Annotated in this window: 16 protein-coding genes; 10 read left to right on the top strand and 6 right to left on the bottom strand. The window is 44.8% G+C overall.

All coding sequences use genetic code 11. The features are described 5' to 3' along the window. Positions 1-4 precede the first annotated feature (4 nt). Positions 5-2,182 (top strand): DUF5916 domain-containing protein, encoded by a 2,178-nt coding sequence (locus tag FBF61_RS13320; RefSeq protein ID WP_138477817.1) that lies wholly within the window; start codon positions 5-7, stop codon positions 2,180-2,182. A gap of 9 nt (positions 2,183-2,191) precedes the next feature. Here the strand turns inward: FBF61_RS13320 and FBF61_RS13315 are convergent, their stop codons facing one another. Both FBF61_RS13315 and FBF61_RS13310 read right to left on the bottom strand, forming a co-directional pair. Further along, positions 2,192-3,586 (bottom strand): leucine-rich repeat domain-containing protein, encoded by a 1,395-nt coding sequence (locus FBF61_RS13315; protein ID WP_138477815.1) that lies wholly within the window; start codon positions 3,584-3,586, stop codon positions 2,192-2,194. Between the two features lie 135 nt (positions 3,587-3,721). Beyond that, positions 3,722-4,696 carry a polyprenyl synthetase family protein gene (locus FBF61_RS13310; RefSeq protein ID WP_138477813.1) on the bottom strand — a complete coding sequence of 325 codons (975 nt, stop codon included), beginning with the start codon at positions 4,694-4,696 and terminating at the stop codon, positions 3,722-3,724. 279 nt (positions 4,697-4,975) lie between these two features. Here FBF61_RS13310 and FBF61_RS13305 point away from each other — a divergent pair, with 279 nt between their 5' ends. After that, positions 4,976-5,881, top strand: coding sequence for a patatin-like phospholipase family protein (locus tag FBF61_RS13305; RefSeq protein WP_138477811.1), 906 nt, complete (start codon positions 4,976-4,978; stop codon positions 5,879-5,881). A gap of 82 nt (positions 5,882-5,963) precedes the next feature. On the opposite strand, the gene FBF61_RS13300 is transcribed toward FBF61_RS13305, so the two are convergent. Next, entirely contained in the window at positions 5,964-9,368 is a 3,405-nt protein-coding gene (locus FBF61_RS13300; RefSeq protein WP_138477809.1) for a TonB-dependent receptor, read from the bottom strand. 467 nt (positions 9,369-9,835) lie between these two features. Here FBF61_RS13300 and FBF61_RS13295 point away from each other — a divergent pair, with 467 nt between their 5' ends. After that, the gene (locus FBF61_RS13295) at positions 9,836-10,612 is read left to right on the top strand and encodes an alpha/beta fold hydrolase (RefSeq protein ID WP_138477807.1); all 777 of its coding nucleotides are present in this window, start codon (positions 9,836-9,838) and stop codon (positions 10,610-10,612) included. On the opposite strand, the gene FBF61_RS13290 is transcribed toward FBF61_RS13295, so the two are convergent. Then, positions 10,605-11,036 (bottom strand): hypothetical protein, encoded by a 432-nt coding sequence (locus FBF61_RS13290; RefSeq protein ID WP_138477805.1) that lies wholly within the window; start codon positions 11,034-11,036, stop codon positions 10,605-10,607. The genes FBF61_RS13295 and FBF61_RS13290 overlap by 8 nt on opposite strands. 78 nt (positions 11,037-11,114) lie before the next feature. Between FBF61_RS13290 and FBF61_RS13285 the strand changes: the two genes are divergently transcribed. From FBF61_RS13285 to FBF61_RS13265, 5 genes are all read left to right on the top strand, one after another. Beyond that, entirely contained in the window at positions 11,115-11,819 is a 705-nt protein-coding gene (locus FBF61_RS13285; RefSeq protein WP_138477803.1) for an SAM-dependent methyltransferase, read from the top strand. 141 nt (positions 11,820-11,960) lie between these two features. Next, positions 11,961-12,671, top strand: coding sequence for a hypothetical protein (locus FBF61_RS13280; protein WP_138477801.1), 711 nt, complete (start codon positions 11,961-11,963; stop codon positions 12,669-12,671). Between the two features lie 160 nt (positions 12,672-12,831). After that, entirely contained in the window at positions 12,832-13,470 is a 639-nt protein-coding gene (locus FBF61_RS13275; protein WP_138477799.1) for an MBL fold metallo-hydrolase, read from the top strand. Continuing rightward, the gene (pssA, locus tag FBF61_RS13270) at positions 13,467-14,171 is read left to right on the top strand and encodes a CDP-diacylglycerol--serine O-phosphatidyltransferase (RefSeq protein WP_138477797.1); all 705 of its coding nucleotides are present in this window, start codon (positions 13,467-13,469) and stop codon (positions 14,169-14,171) included. Before FBF61_RS13275 ends, pssA begins: the two co-directional genes overlap by 4 nt. 249 nt (positions 14,172-14,420) lie before the next feature. After that, on the top strand, positions 14,421-15,422 hold the full coding sequence (locus FBF61_RS13265; RefSeq protein ID WP_138477795.1) for a 3-oxoacyl-ACP synthase III family protein: 1,002 nt from the start codon (positions 14,421-14,423) through the stop codon (positions 15,420-15,422). A gap of 19 nt (positions 15,423-15,441) precedes the next feature. On the opposite strand, the gene FBF61_RS13260 is transcribed toward FBF61_RS13265, so the two are convergent. Further along, positions 15,442-15,801: a CoA-binding protein gene (locus FBF61_RS13260; RefSeq protein ID WP_138477793.1), complete on the bottom strand. Its 360-nt coding sequence runs from the start codon at positions 15,799-15,801 to the stop codon at positions 15,442-15,444. Between the two features lie 160 nt (positions 15,802-15,961). Here FBF61_RS13260 and FBF61_RS13255 point away from each other — a divergent pair, with 160 nt between their 5' ends. After that, on the top strand, positions 15,962-16,534 hold the full coding sequence (locus FBF61_RS13255) for an NUMOD4 domain-containing protein (protein WP_138477791.1): 573 nt from the start codon (positions 15,962-15,964) through the stop codon (positions 16,532-16,534). Positions 16,535-16,546: 12 nt separating this feature from the next. Here the strand turns inward: FBF61_RS13255 and FBF61_RS13250 are convergent, their stop codons facing one another. Further along, positions 16,547-16,843 carry a HesB/IscA family protein gene (locus FBF61_RS13250; RefSeq protein ID WP_138477789.1) on the bottom strand — a complete coding sequence of 99 codons (297 nt, stop codon included), beginning with the start codon at positions 16,841-16,843 and terminating at the stop codon, positions 16,547-16,549. A 142-nt stretch (positions 16,844-16,985) separates the two neighbouring features. Here FBF61_RS13250 and FBF61_RS13245 point away from each other — a divergent pair, with 142 nt between their 5' ends. Further along, positions 16,986-17,504, top strand: a complete 519-nt coding sequence (locus tag FBF61_RS13245) for a DUF7935 family protein (protein ID WP_138477787.1) — start codon at positions 16,986-16,988, stop codon at positions 17,502-17,504. Positions 17,505-17,571: the final 67 nt, after the last annotated feature.

Raw genomic sequence — 17,571 nt, 5'->3', positions numbered from 1 at the left:
TCAAGTGCAACGTACTTTTATCCTAACCTGCCTTATTCTCTGTCTGATCATTTTTAAAACTTTTGCTCAGAAACCCAACGAAAACTATCAGTACCACATCCATTCAGCTGCTTCTCCGCTTACTATCGACGGCATCGCGGACGACGCAGCATGGGAGGCGGCCGAAACAGCCAAAGATTTTTTCATGATCACGCCCATGGACACAAGCTTTTCCCGTGCCCTGACGGATGTAAAAATGTGTTATGATAAAAACAACCTCTATATCCTTGTAATCAACTACAAGCCCATTAAAGGTGCGATCATCGTTGAATCCCTGAAAAGGGATTTCGCATTTGGAAAGAATGACAACTTTCTTCTTTTCATGGACACGTTTGATGATAAGACCAACGGCTTTTCATTTGGCGCAAATGCGGCAGGCGCCCCCTGGGACGGGCAGCAGGGCGATGGCGGTACCGTTGACCTCAGCTGGGACAATAAATGGCTGAGCTCCGTAAAAAATGATGATGACAAATGGGTCTGGGAAGCTGCGATTCCTTTTAAAAGCATAAGATATAAACCGGGAATTACCCGCTGGGGTATCAATTTCAGCCGTCAGGATCTGACAATCTCGGAAAAATCTTCCTGGGCACCGGTGCCCCGGCAGTTTCCATCCGCTTCTCTCGCCTACACAGGAGTTTTGGTATGGGATGTCCCGCCACCAAATCCGGGACCAAATATTTCGGTGATACCTTATGCCGCTACACGTCTCACTAAAGATTATCAGAAAGACACACCAAACAAATACAAGCCTGCAATCGGCGGAGATGTAAAAATCGGCCTTACGCCCTCATTGAATCTCGATCTGACCGTCAACCCGGATTTTTCGCAGGTTGATGTTGATGTCCAGCAAACCAACCTGGACCGTTTTGAATTGTTTTTTCCGGAGCGGCGTCAGTTCTTTCTTGAAAATGCTGATCTTTTTGCCAATTTCGGGTACGCTACCATTCGCCCGTTTTTCTCCCGCCGCGTCGGACTGGGTGTCCCCATTCAGTTTGGTGCACGTATGAGCGGGAAGATCAACAAGAACTGGCGTATCGGGGTGCTGGACGTGCAGACGGGCTCCTCGGACAGCCTTACGCCCAGAAATAACTATGCGGTTTTTGCACTGCAGAGGCAGCTTCTTGCGCGGTCGAATGTGCGTTTCATATTCGTGAACAAAGACGCTACGAATTATTCACTGGAACGGCACGCAGCTACAAACCGCTATAACCGCAACATTGGGGCGGAGTTTAACCTGGCAAGTGCGAAAAATCTCTGGACGGGGAAAGTGATGTTCCTCAAATCTTTCACGCCCGGAAAATCCACTGATGATTTCACCCACGCGGCTGACCTGAAATTCACGAAGGCCAATTTGATATGGCAGTGGCAGCATGAATATGTAGGCAAGAATTACAATGCCGAAGTCGGGTATGTACCCAATGCCGTCCGTATGGGTTATTATAAGATCAGTCCTAACGTTGCTTACCTGTTTTTTGTAAAATCGCCCAAAATCATCAGCCACGGTCCTAAGCTGGTCAGCAATGTATACTGGGACAAAAAATTCGATCTCAGCGACCGGGAATTTATCCTCTCCTATAACCTTAATTTTATCAACCGGGCAACAGTTGCACTTTGGGGATCCAGCAATTATGTCCGGCTGCTGCGTCCCTTCGATCCCACAAACCTGGGAGCCGCGACTCTGGCAACCGGCACTGAACACAATTGGAAAGCTGTCGGATTTGATATTGTTTCCGGGCCGCAAAACCGCCTGACTTTCCTGACATCGGGTATTTTGGGAGGTTATTATCAGAACGGGAAGCGAAATAACCTGAGAGCCGAAGTCGGCTATCGTGTACAGCCTTATGTAGCTATTACAATGGCCGGTAACTACAACGATATCCGCCTGCCGGAACCCTGGAAACGCACCCAACTCTGGCTTGTGGGCCCGCGCGTGGACGTTACATTTACGAACAATCTGTTCTTCACGACTTTCATGCAGTATAACAACCAGGCCGACAATATTAATCTTAACGCCCGTCTGCAGTGGAGGTACAAGCCTGCTTCCGATTTGTTTATTGTATATACCGACAATTATCTGCCTGAAAATTTCAGGGTAAAAAACAGGGCGGTCGTACTGAAATTCACTTACTGGTGGAACCTGTGACCTGCCGTTTTAGTAAAACACTTCAATATTTTTGCTTTTTAAAAGACCCAGCTGCTGCCCGTATTTCTTCTCGGAATCTGCCTGAAGAAACGGGTTACCCCGGATGTAAAGCTTATCCAGCTGCTTGATTTTCAAGAGCTGCTCGGGGAATTCGGGGAAATTGTTGGATGAAAGATCGAGCTCCGAAAGGTTCCCGAAAGCGACGAGCTCCGGCGGGAAATTGGTAAACCAGTTGAAGCCAAGATCAAGAATCCTCAGGTTTTTCATTTTACCGATCCGTTCAGGCAACTTGCTCATGCGATTGTGATGTGCGTAGATGATCTGCACATTTTTCATTTTATCTATTTTAGATGGCAGAGCAGTAAGCTGATTATGTGACACCGCCAGGTGCGTAAGTCTCTTTAGCCTTGTGACGGATTGAGGCAATACTTCCAGTTTGTTGTGATACAGATCAAGCACCTGAATTTTCCGCATTCTCCGAACACCTTTGGGAAGCACTGTAATTTCCGCTTTATACAAGTTCAGGTCTTTTATCCTTTTCAGCTTTGTAAAGCTCTTGTTGGAAAGCCCGCTCATATTGTTGCGCCCTAGCCAGACCGATTCCAGCTTTTTGCAGTTCGGCACTACATCGGGCACATCGGTGAGCATGTTGTTTTGCAGGTTAAGCAGTTTGATTGATTTGTTTTTTGACAAATGAACCTTGTCCTGCGTAAGGATATTACCGTCAAGATCCAGCTGCTGCAACTTCGGCAGGCGTGATAAATCCAGATTTACCTCTTCAATATCGTTATGGGCCAGCAAGAGTTTTTCAAGGTTAGGAAACCTATAAATCGCTTCGGGAATGGCTGTGAGCAGACTTCTTTCCAGATTAATGGTTTTGATTTTCAGAGAATCCCTGTTCGTCAAAACATCTTCTAGATTCGTAATTACACTGTCTTTTTTGCTCCTGGTAGGGGTCATCGTCATCCCGGAAAACACAAAGACACGTAGCATTGATTTGTGTCCTATGCCTCGCTTTGAAACGAAATCACTAATAAACGGGGCGAGTTGACCGGAAACGATCTGTTTCAGAGAATCAAGATTGAGGGGTAACTTTGCCTCGGGTCCCATCCGGGCATCACTGAAATTATATAACAGATAATCAATTTTTCCGTGCTGGTTCAGATAAAGTTGGCTGACGATGCCGAGGTTATGCAGTTTCTCCTTGTCAAGAATTTTGTAATACGCTGATTGAATGGCGAGCTGCGTGCTGTAAGGGGTTTCCGTGACATCCCCGGGAAACTTATATTCTTGAAGTTTCTTGGTCAATCCTTGCGATTCTGCTTCCCTCGACCCGATTACAACAGGCTGGGCAGCAGAAAGTAAGCTGGCCAATGCTAGAACAAAAGTGATAAGTATTCTCATGACAAGTTAAAATTATGGTGAGCATACGACTATAACTATAAACTTAGTCACAATATTATACTTACTTATATAATTCCTTTTGTCATTTCAAAGAACCACATTTATAAGGTTATCAATTGACTGTAAATAAGCAAATTACTTGCTTCTCTCAATCGTATATTGCACAAGTTGTTCGAGAGATCGGCGGTGCGGGGAATCTGGAAATTCGTATAGCAGCACCCGCGCTTCTTCCACATACCGCTGCATCACTTCCTGTGCATAACGCAGCCCGCCCGAGTCTTTTACAAAAGCAATTACTTCGTTTACTTTTTTAGGCTTGTGGCTTTCATTCCGAATGATATTGATGATCTTCCTTTTTTCCAGCCATCCGGCATTGTTCAGCGCATAAATCAGCGGCAAGGTCATTTTCTTTTCCTTGATATCGATACCCAGGGGCTTCCCAATCTCGTCCTCTCCGTAATCAAAAAGATCGTCTTTGATCTGAAAAGCCATTCCTACCTTTTCTCCGAACGCGTGCATCCGTTTCACGATATCCGCTCCTGCACCTACCGAACATGCACCTACCGCGCAGCAGGAAGCGATCAACGAGGCCGTTTTTTGTTTAATGATCTGATAGTAAACTTCTTCATTGATATCAAGCCTTCTTGCTTTTTCTATCTGAAGCAATTCTCCCTCACTGAGTTCGCGTACGGCTGTGGATACGATTTTCAGCAGGTCGAATTCCTGGTGATCGACAGATAAAAGCAAGCCGCGTGAAAGAAGGTAATCCCCTACCAGCACAGCAATTTTGTTTTTCCACAAAGCATTGACAGAAAAAAACCCCCGCCTGTAGTTGGAGTCATCCACTACATCATCATGAACCAGGGTAGCGGTATGCAGCAACTCTATCAAAGCACCGCCTCTGTAAGTCGACTCAGAAATTTCGCCGCAAACCCCGGCAGAAAGAAAGACGAACATTGGCCTCAGTTGCTTGCCTTTGCGCCGGACGATGTAGTTCATGATCTGATCCAGGAGCATTACATCACTTTTCATAAACTGGCGAAACTTATGCTCAAAAGCTTTCATTTCGTCTGCAACCGGAACCTGAATATCCTTTATTGAAAGGGTCATATTAATGGTCGAGGGCTATGTTCCCTCCTGATATTAAACGCCGCGATGACGAGCATTTTCAGTAATATTTTTGCTTTTGGTGTCATCGACTCTAATTTCCAAATTTGGAATAAAATCTTCTGTTTATATCAATTTTATTTTGAAAATGTTTAGAATTGAAAAAAAGAGGAATAAGGAGGGAGGAAAGGAAAGAAGGAGGAAAGCAGAAAGGAAGAATGAAATTCATTCAATCATTCAATCATTCAATCATTCAATCATTCAATCATTCAATCATTCGATATGAAAGCACTCGTCCTGGGAGGGGGGTCAATGAAGGGAGCATTTCAAGTGGGAGTTATTCAGGCAGTCCTGGAAAATGGTTTCGAACCCGAGATGGTGTATGGTATTTCCGTCGGGGCATTGAATGCTACGTTTCTTGCCAATGAAGCTGGAAAACAGCATGAGGAAAATAATACGATCAACTGGCAGGTTGCCGGCAGGAAACTGCTGGAATTCTGGATTAAAAATATTACCCAGCCACAGGACATTTCCACGCTCAGATCGAGGGTCATGCTGGGCATGAATACTTTAATGAGCAGGTTCGACGGGATTGTAGATCCTTCTCCACTACACCAACTGATCCGGAAACATCTGAAGGATGAACACCTGACAGGAACGCCTGTCAAGACAAAAGTGGGCGCAGTGAACATGGAAAGCGGCGAGATCAAATACGTTGATACAAAAGATCCGGATTTCATAAACTTCGTGTACGCCAGCTCCTCCATTCCAATGCTGATGCCGGCTGTTGAAATCGGACAACAACTTTATCTTGACGGCGGACTTCGTGAAGTAGCACCTATCCGGCAGGCTATTGAAGACGGCGCAACGGACATTGTGCTCATCGCCTGTCACTCCCCCCTGCTCTATCAGCCGGAAGGGATGAATGCCCGTAACCTGATATCACTGATTGAGAGGGTCAGGGACATTACAGTGAACCAGATTGTGAACAGCAACATACTTTGGGCAGAGTCCTATGTCGACCGGTCTATTCTGCGAGGCAAACCGATGACGTTAACTGTGATCCGGCCCAGTGCTCCGTTATATCTCGACTTGCAACACTTCAGTTCTGATGATATTTCCAGGCTTGTGATTGAAGGTTACCGGGCGGGCACGGAATCAATCATTAAATCTGAAAAGGTACAATAAGTCAGGCTTTGATAATTATCAAACAGAAAGGCCGGGAGACAAACGATGCTCCCGGCCTTTTACATGACATTCATCATTACTATCAGAACAGATATCTTACGCCCACCAACATGCTCCAGGTTGTTGCAGTTGTCGTGACATCCCGGAAAATCTTGTCAGTTGGTAACACAGTCTTCCCGTCAATCTGCACCGGAGTCATCGTAAACGTCGGAACTCCGTTAGCATCTACGCTGCTACGGCGCAACGGCGTGTTGGCACCTGCAATAACTTGCTGGCGCACACCCCATTTAGAGCTCAATAGGTTACCGGCATTGATCACATCAAGACTCAACTGAAGTGTATTTTTGCTCTTTCCCACATTGGTGAAAATATCCTGAAGGAATTTAAAATCGAAACGGTTCAGCCACGGCATCAGGCCTCCGTTACGTTCTGCATATTTGCCTCTTCTGCTGTTCAGGAAGGAATTGCTCGAGATATAGCTGTCAAATGCTGCTCGTTGCTGTTCAACTGTAAAAGTTACATCCCCAACTTTATTTTCAACAAAATTGAGTTCAGAAGCGCTTTGAGGTATATACAACATATCCGCCCCGATCGCATCTCCGTTCAGGTCACCATTGTAGGTATATGAAAATCTTCCCTGGGTAACATTGCCGTAAAGACCTTGATTAGATCCGCTGTAAAACAGAGAGAATGTAGAGGCAAGGTGATTTGCATATTCGATACGGTAAGACAATGTACCTACAACCCTGTTCGGCAACGCATCTACAGAACTGTAAAGGCTCAGATCGTTGGGGTTATTTATATTCGGCGTGGCTCCCCAGGCTGAACTAGCATTAGACCCACTGTTGTCCGTCGTTCCCTTCGCGGTAGTGTGCGAATAAAACAGCGATCCGAAAAACCCGCGGCGCGCAGCCATCGTCAATCCGATCGTGGCATTCACAGAGTAACCTTTGGAAGTGTTGCTCAATACACTCACAGAGTTCGCACCGATTTTACTGTTATATTGGTAAGAAGCGGTGTTGGGATAAAATTCACGGTCATCACCGCTGTAGTTCATTTGCTGGGTAGCTACTTTTCTGTTGGCTCCAAACTGGTAAACAGCCTGAATATCCTTAGTATAAAGCACATCACCGGTCAGAGAGAAAGGTGTGCCCGGAATTTTGTAGTCTACACCAAAGCTTGATCTCCATATCTGTGGCATTTTGAATTCCGGATCAACCAGCGAAAGTGTACTTGGAAGACCTGCTTTGGCATTTTTGATAAACACACCTTGTGCACTGGCAGGCGTGTTATTTAACCAATAATATTTGTCAGGCTGAAAACGGATATCGCCGATCCAGGGCGCAGAAGCCGCATAACTTCCCGGCTCCACAACGTTCTGTATCACACCAAGACCTGTCGGCATATTGGTAAGCCATACAAACGGCACACGGCCAGCGAAAATACCGGTACCACCGCGGAAGATCAATGATTTATCACCTTTTGCATCCCATCTGAACCCAATCCTAGGCGAAAGCATCACCCGGGTTTTGGGCCACGAGCCTGTGTCATAAGTGCGCTCACGACCATTTAGCCCAAGCAGCTTTAATGTGTCTACTGACGGGTTCCTTGTTAGCTGGTTTAAGAAAACAGGCATTTCAGCACGAAGGCCTGCGGTAATGGTCAGCCTGTCGTTCACATCAAATTTGTCCTGGATATAAATAGAAGGCAAGCCATATTTCACCGGCGCGTAAGGATCTTGTCCTTCATAAGGATAAGTTAACGCGAACTGAAGTGGTGCTACCTCACTAGCTGTGCCTGTTGCCAGGAATTCCTCAACGGAAGCATAACGATAGTAAGAAGTCCCGTTTCTGAGATACCTGTTACCAAATTTCTGCATTTCAAAGCTGATACCTCCTGTCAAGGTGTGTTTACCCGTAATGTAGTTAAGGTTATTGATGAAGCTGAAATTATCATTCAATACATCATTTCCATAAGTAAACAGCTCGTAACCGGCAGTGATATAATTCTGGTAGGTAGTAGTTCCGGCTTTCCTTAGATCATCTCCTGCATACCCGATATCGATCATCGGAAATTCTGCGCTTGGAGAACTGCGGGTGGCCTGGATACGGCTGTAAGTTGCTAAAAACTGGTTGGAAAGTTTCGGACTGATTTCACTGTTCAATTCTGCAGTTACCGAGCGGACAATGTTCTTAGTAGAATACATGGTATTGGCAAAGGCCATGGATAGGGCGCTTACACGGCCTGTCTCAAATGGTGTCCGGGGATTTGCACCTGAATTGGCATTCACAAGCGATGGAGACGAACTCTCCACCTGGTTGTATCGAACCGCCAGTTTGTTCTTATTGTTGATGTTCCAGTCTATTCTGGCCAGTATGCTGGTTGTTTTTTCACTGTTATCATTGGCGTATCCTTCATAGGCGCCCGGATCGTATCCCCACTGGTTGATCAAATGGTTGCGAACTGCTTCGAGGTCAGCTCTTCTGGTACGGGATATATTCCGGGTAGGGTCTGCGACACCGTTCTCCGAAGCCGTCCATAAATTTACCGCGCCTACCTCTGATCCTGTTTTCTTTATTTGTTCCGCATTAACAAAGAAGAACAATTTATTTTTGATCAAGGCACCTCCTAATCTTAAACCAAGTGTCTGGCTGGTCGCTTTGGGCCTTGTCACATCCACGTCATTGACTTTCTTTCCCTGGAAATTCTGGTTTGTAAAAAATCCATAGGCAGAACCCGTCAGTTTGTTGGTACCGCTTCGTGTTACCGCATTGATTCCCGCGCCGGAAAATCCGCTCTGACGGACATCAAAGGGAGCAATATTGACCTGAATCTCTTCAATGGCATCCAGGGACAAACCGCCGCCGCCAGGCAGTGGGTTATCGTTCAAACCGAAACCGTTATTGAAATTTGCTCCGTCTACCTGAAAGTTGTTATAACGTCCGTCACGTCCTCCAAAGCTGTTACCATTTGCCTGCGGCGTTAATCTTGTAAAATCACTGATGCTCCTCGTTACAGTCGGCAAAGTCCTGAGCTGTTCGCTGTTCACGGATGTTGCCGCTCCTGTTTTTTCTCCATTGAAAACCTGGCCTGAACCCGAAGTAATCAACACTTCCTGCAACTGGGTTCCACCGTCGTTCAGCACAATATTGATATTGGTGGCTGTACCGAGTTCCGCGAAAATGTTGGACTTGCTTTGTTCGGCGAAACCCACGTAAGTTACCGTAACCTTATAAGGCCCTCCTACGCGAACCGACGGGAAACTGTAACGCCCCGCTTCTGTTGTTACCGTACCATATTGCGTTCCTGACGGCTCGTGTACCGCTACCACTGTCGCCCCCGGCAGAAAATCTCCGTTAGAATCCGTTATCATTCCATTGATCGCAGATGTGGTTACCTGTGCCTGCAGTCGCCCCCCGAGTAAAAGTAATGTCGTGGCAATCATTGCTGTAAACAATGCCCGAAAAAGTAAACTTTTCCCTTTCATAAATTTGGTGATTAGGTTTGTAATTAGTGGTTACATTCAACAGTGACAAAGCACCGATCCTTACAAAATAATAGCTTTTAAATTTGAGAAGCAAAATTCAAAATCCTACTTAAATACAATACTATTACCCGTAACTAGCTGATTTAATGAAATAATTAATTTTTATATAGCAATAATTCAATATTTATCAAAATTTTGACTATTAAAATTTGATGACATTTTGCACTGCTTCCAAACCTTCGCTCAGCCTCTGAAAAGGCATTTTCCATGCCGTATATTCAACGCATACCGGACTCAGGAGCCGGTATATTATCATTTCGTTAAATTTCTGAGGGAAAAGTTTTCACGCATAGGATATGCAGTGCAGTTCTCAAAAAATTGTACCAAAAACTTTGGTGCTTAACAATTGTGCTCTTCCTTTGTTAGTATCCAGTACCAGGATTTTTTATTGAATTAAATTACGATCCATGCAACTCAACTATAAAAAAATCGGCGAAAGCGGGAAAACTCTGATTATCCTGCACGGCGTGTTCGGATTTCTTGACAACTGGCTCACAATCAGCAAAACCATAGCAGATCAGGGTTACCAGCTGTACCTGGTTGACCAACGTAACCACGGACGGTCGCCGCATGAGGCACCTTTGGATTTCCCGACGCTCGCAGAAGACCTGCAAGAATTCCTTCAACAGCAAAATATTTCGAACCCGATCTTACTGGGCCATTCGATGGGTGGGAAAACGGTGATGGAATATGCAGTAACCTATCCCGGTACCTTTGAAAAACTCGTGATTGTAGACATTGGTCCGAAAGCCTACCCTATTCACCACAGCAAAATATTGCAGGGATTGAACGCGATCCCGATCGATAAGATTGAAAGCAGAAATGAAGCGGATGAGATCCTGAGCCAATATGAGCCTATTTTGTCCGTGCGGCAATTTCTGCTCAAAAACCTTTACAGAAAAGATGAAGGAGGATTTGGCTGGCGTTTTAACCTGCCTGTCCTGACAAGTGACATGTCGAAGGTCGGGTCGGAAGTAAAATCTAGTGAAGAAATCAAAGTTCCGGTTTTGTTTATCCGGGGAGAGAAATCAAACTATATTCTGGATGAGGACCTTGAAGGTATCCTGAGCATTTTTCCCAATGCCAGGGTGGAAACAATTCAAAATGCCGGGCACTGGGTTCAGGCGGAACAGCCGAAAATTTTTGTGGAAACGCTGTTAAAGTTCCTCGAAGAACCTATCTGACATATTTCATTCGCTGGCTATTGCAGATAGTCACAATAAGCTCGTTTTCAACAAATTGAAGCTCCCATGTTGTACAACCCACACAGTTTATCAATGCGCATGCGGGATTGGGTGCTAGTGGCTGCTGCGGTTTAACCGGCATTACCGCGCCGTTGATGATCAGGGTGTTAGGCCCGCAACAGATGGGCTTGCTCTCTCCATCCAGTACCACACCATCGGAACGGAAGCTGAGCGTATCACCCTTGCCCGCTGCTACCGGTGCCCATGAAGTCTGACCTGTTGCAAGACCTTTTTCAACTTCAATCAGCCGCCAGGGGCCCGTAATAGACGCCATTGCATCATCGGCGGAAAGCATGTCCATATCGTCTTTTTTACACGAAAAAAGGACAATTAAAAAAACAGGTATATAAAGTATCGCTTTCATTGTTTCTAACTTTGCTCTCTCATCATGATTCTGTTTTCCGGAGTTTGGTTGGAAGGAATATTAAAAATAACATGCTGAATGAACAACTCCGATATATCTCTTTACCTGATCCCTACAATACTGGCCGAAGAAACCGCTGAGAAAGTCCTCAGTCCCCAAATCCGGGACGTGATAAAGAACCTGGATGTTTTTTTTGTGGAGAACATCAGGACTGCAAGACGGTTTATCAGCAGCCTGAAATTGGGGAAAGTCATTGATAATATTACTTTTATAGAGCTTCATAAGGACACTCCTGAACCGGAAACGATGAACAGCCTGCGCAGTCTTTCGGCAGATGCGGGTATCATTTCGGAGGCAGGTTGCCCGGGTGTAGCAGACCCAGGTGCGGTGGCTGTTCATTTTGCACATCAGATCGGAATTCGTGTGATACCGCTGGTGGGCCCCTCTTCGATTTTGCTGGCATTGATGGCTTCCGGCATGAGCGGACAGTCTTTTGCTTTTCAGGGCTATTTGCCAATTGAAAAAACCGAGCGAAAAAAAGCCCTGCAGAGCCTGGAACGCGAAGCAAGGCAACGCCAGCAGACACAGCTTTTCATGGAAACGCCTTTCCGTAATAACCAATTGCTCGACGCTGTGCTGGAAACATGCATGCCCGACACATTACTTTGCATTGCATCCAATGTTACCGCTACGGATGAATTTATTAAAACCTTACCGGTTAAAAACTGGAAGAAGGTCAAGCCGGATCTGCATAAGAAGCCCACTATTTTTCTGATCGGATAAGAGCGCCCCAATCATTTCAAGATCAGACGCTAATGAATTTGATCACGAAAAAGTATTTCAGAGTTTCCAACCATCTTGCCCGCGGACTGTTCATGGTATTATCAGTTCGGTTTTTCTTCAACAACAATCAAGTTTAATACCATGAAAAAGTGCATAACCTGGGTAAGTTTAGCAATTACGGGGATGTTGTTTTCCTGCAATGACGACAAATTAAACGCGATCACTATCGTGGACTCGGCTTTTCAGACGGGCACCGATGGCTGGACCGCGCAGTTTTCTGAATATTCAACAGCTACGGATTCCGTTTCACTGGAAATGCAGGCGGGCCGGGCCAGACTTCCCATCGGCCTGGACACCACCAAATATGCATTCCGGATCCAGGGACATAACCGCAGTGACGACATGTTTATGTATCTCAAGAAAAAGGTCACGGGTTTTGTTCCCAACCAGAATTACAGTGTGACCTTCGAGATGGACCTCGGAACCCAGTACCCTGAAAACAGTTTGGGAGCAGGTGGCTCGCCGGGAAGTTCTGTTTACCTCAAAGCAGGCGCAGTTGCTACGGAACCCAACCGGAAACTGGAAGATGGAACTTACCATTTCACACTCGACAAAGGCCAGCAATCAGAAGCTGGCAAGGATGCGGTATTGCTGGGAAATGTTTCCAATGGAGCAGACCAGGAAATTTACAAGCTGGTACGCCGCTCCAATCTGGATAAGCCCATCAATATTAAGGCCAATGCGCAAGGTGAAATCTGGCTGTTTGTGGGCAGCGATTCCGGTTTCGAAGGCCTGACTGTGTTGTATTACGACCATATCAGGGCCACCATCATCGAGCAGCCGATCGAATAATTCGCAAAATATATTGTTTGAAAAACGTCACTGTACCAGTTCCGGTCCGGTGACGTTTTTTGTTATGCAGTTACTTTCCAAAGCTTAAAGGTGCGTTTGCAAAGTCTTTTGTAACTTAGCACGGACTTTTCAAGCATACTTTCACTAATAATTGACCTGAATGGTACAAATACAAACTTTTGTTTTTAACCCATTTTCTGAAAATACATATCTACTGTACGACGAAACCGGCGAAACAATTATCATCGACCCAGGTTGCTACGATAGTTCTGAATACAATGAATTGACAGATTTCATTGCTAAAAAAGGATTAAAGCCTGTTCAGATCATCAACACACATGCCCACATCGACCACGTACTAGGAATTGCTGTTTTAAAAAGAAAATATAATATTCCGTTTTCTCTTCATAAGCTGGACGAGCCGGTACTGAAAGCTGTTGTGACGTATGCGCCTAACTATGGCTTTAATCAATTCGAAGAGCCAGCTGTTGATCATTTTATAAATGAAGGAGATGTAATAAAATGGGGCAATTCATCTTTGACGACTATTTTTGTGCCGGGTCATGCTCCCGGCCACATTGCATTTATAAATGATGAACAGGGGTTTGTTATAGGTGGCGACGTTCTGTTTCGGATGAGCATCGGCCGGACCGATTTGCCCGGGGGCGACCACAATACCCTGCTTTCAAGTATCCGAAATAAACTGTTTATACTCCCGGATAGTTACACCGTTTATGCAGGACACATGGAACCTACCACCATTGGTTTTGAGAAAAAAAATAACCCGTTTTTCAAATGATCCGCCGTAACATCCCCAATGCCCTTACCTGCGGGAACCTGCTCTGCGGTTGCATAGGCGTGGTGGAGGCGTTTCACAACAACCTCCTTCTGTCCTGTATCCTGATCGGTATCGCACTCATTTTTGACTTTTTTGACGGCTTCCTGGCAAGGCTGCTAAAAGTAGCCTCTCCTATTGGTAAAGACCTGGATTCACTGGCCGACATGGTTACTTTCGGGCTCCTGCCATCCATCATCGTGTACCAGCTTTTGATGCAGAGTATACCTGACCTGTTCGGTATCTGGAAAGCCTATCCGGCCTTCATTATTGCTGTTTTTTCGGCAATCAGGCTTGCAAAATTTAACAACGATCCTCGTCAGAGCGATTCGTTTGTAGGTGTACCGACACCTGCTAATGCCATGCTGATAGCCTCACTTCCTCTGATCGTGCACATAGAAGGGGGCATGTGGAAGGACATGATTATCAACACAAATAACTTATTGATTTTCAGCGCTATAATGTCTTATCTTCTTGTTATGGAGATGCCGCTCATTGCGCTCAAATTTAAATCATTCGGTTGGGCGGGTAACGAAGCGAGATATCTCCTCCTCCTGTCCACAGTGATTTTACTCCTCACTTTGAAAATTGTCGCAGTACCCGCAATCCTGGTTCTTTATATTCTTTTGTCAGCAATTGATAATGTTATGAAAAAAAACAGATAATTGCTAGATAATGGTTTTTATTGCAAATTTGCAGTCAAAAACAGGGATTTTCAGGGAAATTATTTCTACAACATACTTCTAACTTCCGGGAATGTTAATTGAAATACTTGGCTTTTGTCTATATATTTATTGTGGCAAAAAACTAATTACAGAATTACTTACGTTATCGATAACAGGTAATGATGCGAGGAAGTATCATATCGCACCGACCACTAGTTTGATTCTTTTTTAACATTACCTCCTTATTGCATGACATTTTCGAAAATCACTGGTTTGGGTTACTACGTTCCGGATAACATTGTAACAAATAGCGACCTTACCAAGTGGATGGATACTTCGGACGAATGGATAACCGAAAGAACCGGAATTAAAGAACGAAGATATTTTGAATACGGTAAGGACACCAATTACAGCATGGCATCGGCGGCTTCCCGGCAGGCACTGGAGCGTGCAGGGCTCAGCGCTAACGATATTGATGTGATTGTATATGCCACCATCACACCCGACTATTTTTTTCCGGGCTCGGCATTTCTGATGCAGCGTGAGCTGGGCATGGATGGAAAGCCGGTAATCGATATCCGGGAGCAGTGTTCGGGATTTGTTTATGCCCTCTCTATCGCCGACCAGTTTATAAAATCGGGCATGTATAAAACCGCGCTTGTTGTCGGGTCGGAGATACAATCGTCCTGGATCGACAAGAGTACTGCCGGCAGGAACACAGCCGTGATATTTGGCGATGGTGCCGGAGCCGCAGTTCTGGCGGCCACGGACGATCCACAACATTGTATATTATCTACACACCTGCATGCAGATGGAAGGTTTGCAGAGGATTTATATGTACGTGAACCGGGCAGCAGCCGGGAGGGCAGACCGGTTAACAGCGAGATGCTGAAAGAAGGTGGATATAATGTGTTTATGAATGGAAATGCGGTTTTCAAGCATGCAATAGTACGTTTCGGGGAGGTGATCCAGGAAGCCCTGCAAGCAAACGGGTATGAACCCGGCGATCTGAACCTGCTTGTGCCGCATCAGGCAAATATCCGCATCAGTGATTATGTAAGGCAGCAACTGGGAATGACGGAAGATCAGGTGGTTAACAATATACAACGTTTTGGGAACACAACTGCGGCATCTATTCCCATTGCTTTGGCAGAGGCCTGGGAGACAGGGAGGTTGCGCGATGGTGATCTGATTTGCCTTGCAGCTTTTGGAAGCGGGTTTACGTGGGCATCAGCATTGATCAAATGGTAAGCTGTAAAGGCCCTCTCTCTTAGAACTGCCCTGTCGAAAGCATCACAAGTGTGCAAGCTTCTATTGGTATGATATTTTTATCCAGTAACATGTTTTCAAATTCAGGATTTTCAGTGCCCGGATTAAAGATAACACGCTTGGGTTTTAATGATATAATATAATCGTAGTACTCAGTCTGGTGACTCGGATTAATGTATAATGTAACCGTATCCACATCATCCCATTTCACTTTTTCGAAATGGATTTCTTCTCCGGAGGCACTGCCTTTTCTGCGACCAAGAAGTAATATGGGATGTCCGTAGTTTTTGAGTTTCTGAGCTGCCAGATAAGCGTATCTGGATGGATTTGAAGAAGCACCGATAATAAGTGTGCGTTTCATAATTACAAGTTTTGGTTGATGATGAAGATTGCTGTTTTCGATTGCAGCCATTTTGTTAACACCAAAAATTGATAAAAATGTTTCTTTTAGCGAAAATCGCTTTAAAAACACAGTTTTAAGCATTCAAGATTTTAAAAACCTAATATATATCTTTATCAAAATGAACGAGTTAAATGCAAGTCGGAGTTTCTGGAATGAAAAGTGGGCCAAAATCAATTTCGACGAAATCGAGAATGCTCCTCATTACGAAGTATCTAACTATGGAAGGTTAAAAAGCTTTCAGAATAATCCGAAAGAAGGGGTGATCATCAAAGGCTCGGTGATACAGGGATACCGCTCGTTAAACATCCGGGTGGCCGGTGGGAAGACGATCAATAGATATGTTCATAAGCTTGTTGCTGAGTATTTTGTGGAAAAAACAAGCGAGGATCACACGTTTGTTATCCATGCTGACTTTGAAAAGCAAAACAATTATTATGAAAACCTGAAATGGGTTACCAAACTGGAGATGATAGATCACAACCGTGAAAATCCTGCGTTCATCAACAGGGTTATCCCGAGGCGGACGAAAAATTACAAGCTGACCGAAAGCAAGGTCCGCATTATCAAAAAACTGTTGAAAAATGATAACAACCGTTTAAAGATGATAGCGAAGCAATTCGGCATCACACATACGCAGCTCAATCGCATCCGTTCAGGCGAAAACTGGAAACATGTAACAATTGAGGATTAATAAAATACTTATTTACTTTTTTTCTGCGGACGAAACCGTATAACCGCTTCCGTTCGCTCCCTCCTCATAATCGACTGACACCCCGATTACATACATGAGGTGGCGCTTATCTATCAAGACTTTAACGCCCTCTATCAGGTAGGTTTGGTCAAACTCGGTGGCAGTATCAAATCCAAGCAGGAAAGTACCGCTGCAAGCGCCCCCCTTCAATCCTACTCTCAGCCCGTAGGTATCGGGAATTTTATTGGCCTGTAATGTTGATTTTATTTCGAGTTTAGCCTTCTCTGTAAGCTGAATCGGACTTTTCATGTTAAAAAAGCAGTGACATTTGGTAAACTGATGAACACCATTCCAGCGTATTCCATTCGTCCTTTAAAATAATTATCTCCTAAATCTTAGTAATACGTTAATTTTGCGCTTCATTTTAGCTTAAAATTATCAAGATAAATATATGGAATACGTTTTTTTGCTTGCAATTCTGGTACTAGGTGCGGTGATCATATACGGAACGTACATTACGGTAACAACGATAGCCGACAAGATTTTTGAAAACAGAAAATGGGAGCTTCGCAGTACAAATTCCGGAATTACGCTACCTCTTCGTTTACAGGCCTACGAACGGATGTGCCTTTTTTTGGAAAGAATCACACCTGGTAATTTATTGTTACGGCTCACACCCAATGCTGTAAGCTCGTTAGAACTCCAGCAGATTCTCCTGCACGATATCAGAGAAGAATATAACCACAATGTGGCGCAGCAGCTTTATATGAGTACTTATGCCTGGGAACAGATTACAAATGCAATGAATGAAACTGTTGCAGTGATTAACCATGCAGCCGGAGAGGTGTCAGCAGAAGCGCCGCCTTCTGAACTGGCCAGAAAAATTTTTGCGCAGATCATTGAAAAAAATGACCATCCTTCCACCATTGCACTAAAGGTCCTTAAAGAGGAGATAAGAAGTTTGTTTTGATCAATGCGCCGGACGTTTAATGTAAAAAGAATTTTTAAAGCTTCTAGCAAAACGCTAAAAGCCAACA

The sequence above is a fragment of the Dyadobacter bucti genome (assembly GCF_005869225.1).
GTDB classification, from domain to species: domain Bacteria; phylum Bacteroidota; class Bacteroidia; order Cytophagales; family Spirosomataceae; genus Dyadobacter; species Dyadobacter bucti.
This window is presented reverse-complemented; position numbering and strand designations above follow the sequence as displayed.

Excerpts from the sequence above, each read along its gene's own strand:
- FBF61_RS13315 (WP_138477815.1), bottom strand. The coding sequence starts at position 3,586 with ATGAGAATACTTATCACTTTTGTTCTAGCATTGGCCAGCTTACTTTCT.
- FBF61_RS13310 (WP_138477813.1), bottom strand. The coding sequence starts at position 4,696 with ATGACCCTTTCAATAAAGGATATTCAGGTTCCGGTTGCAGACGAAATG.
- FBF61_RS13305 (WP_138477811.1), top strand. The coding sequence starts at position 4,976 with ATGAAAGCACTCGTCCTGGGAGGGGGGTCAATGAAGGGAGCATTTCAA.
- FBF61_RS13300 (WP_138477809.1), bottom strand. The coding sequence starts at position 9,368 with ATGAAAGGGAAAAGTTTACTTTTTCGGGCATTGTTTACAGCAATGATT.
- FBF61_RS13295 (WP_138477807.1), top strand. The coding sequence starts at position 9,836 with ATGCAACTCAACTATAAAAAAATCGGCGAAAGCGGGAAAACTCTGATT.
- FBF61_RS13290 (WP_138477805.1), bottom strand. The coding sequence starts at position 11,036 with ATGAAAGCGATACTTTATATACCTGTTTTTTTAATTGTCCTTTTTTCG.
- FBF61_RS13285 (WP_138477803.1), top strand. The coding sequence starts at position 11,115 with ATGAACAACTCCGATATATCTCTTTACCTGATCCCTACAATACTGGCC.
- FBF61_RS13280 (WP_138477801.1), top strand. The coding sequence starts at position 11,961 with ATGAAAAAGTGCATAACCTGGGTAAGTTTAGCAATTACGGGGATGTTG.
- FBF61_RS13275 (WP_138477799.1), top strand. The coding sequence starts at position 12,832 with ATGGTACAAATACAAACTTTTGTTTTTAACCCATTTTCTGAAAATACA.
- pssA (WP_138477797.1), top strand. The coding sequence starts at position 13,467 with ATGATCCGCCGTAACATCCCCAATGCCCTTACCTGCGGGAACCTGCTC.
- FBF61_RS13265 (WP_138477795.1), top strand. The coding sequence starts at position 14,421 with ATGACATTTTCGAAAATCACTGGTTTGGGTTACTACGTTCCGGATAAC.
- FBF61_RS13260 (WP_138477793.1), bottom strand. The coding sequence starts at position 15,801 with ATGAAACGCACACTTATTATCGGTGCTTCTTCAAATCCATCCAGATAC.
- FBF61_RS13255 (WP_138477791.1), top strand. The coding sequence starts at position 15,962 with ATGAACGAGTTAAATGCAAGTCGGAGTTTCTGGAATGAAAAGTGGGCC.
- FBF61_RS13250 (WP_138477789.1), bottom strand. The coding sequence starts at position 16,843 with ATGAAAAGTCCGATTCAGCTTACAGAGAAGGCTAAACTCGAAATAAAA.
- FBF61_RS13245 (WP_138477787.1), top strand. The coding sequence starts at position 16,986 with ATGGAATACGTTTTTTTGCTTGCAATTCTGGTACTAGGTGCGGTGATC.